This window comes from Rhodohalobacter sulfatireducens (genome assembly GCF_022012475.1).
GTDB classification, from domain to species: Bacteria; Bacteroidota; Rhodothermia; order Balneolales; family Balneolaceae; genus Rhodohalobacter; species Rhodohalobacter sulfatireducens.
The window spans coordinates 1-680 of record NZ_JAKLWS010000108.1 but is presented as its reverse complement, the minus strand read 5'-3'; the positions used below and the strand labels follow the sequence as shown (position 1 = coordinate 680).

Below are 680 nucleotides of genomic sequence, written 5' to 3'. Positions count from 1 at the left end.
ACTTTTGCTTGTACACTACTTTTGATTCTAGCAGGAATAGGTCCCGTGACAGCCCAGGATCAGGAAAATGGAGAATGGATTGACCTGTTTAACGGTGAAAATCTTGATAACTGGATCATTAAATTTGCCGGATATCCTGTAGGTGAAAATTTTAACAACACGTTTCGTGTTGAAGATGGATTGCTAACGGCTTCCTATGATGAATGGGACCAATGGGACAGCCAGTTCGGTCATATATTTTATGATGAACCTTTCTCTCATTATATCCTCAGAGTAGAATACCGGTTTGTGGGGGAACAGGTTGAAGGGGGACCGGGATGGGCATTCCGTAATAATGGCTTAATGCTGCATTCCCAACATCCGGAAACAATGACACTCGACCAGAGCTTTCCTGTTTCTATAGAAACACAACTTTTGGGTGGAAACGGAACAGATGAACGAACAACACTGAATACATGCACGCCGGGTACCAATATCGTAATGGATGGCGAGTTGATTACCCAACACTGTATAAGCTCTACATCGCAAACCTATCACGGCGATCAGTGGGTAACAGTGGAGATTGAAATGCGCGGCAGTGAGGTCGTCCGCCATAAAATTGACGGGGAAGTCGTATTTGAGTACACCAATCCCCAGCTTGACACTGAGGATGCTGATGCACAACATTTAATGGAGGTTGA

1 protein-coding gene is annotated in these 680 nt (G+C 44.6%); it reads left to right on the top strand.

Features of this window, described 5'->3' with window-relative positions; genetic code table 11:
- Positions 1 to 680: 3-keto-disaccharide hydrolase (locus L6773_RS21980; RefSeq protein WP_237856698.1), on the top strand; the 680-nt coding region annotated here is incomplete at both ends.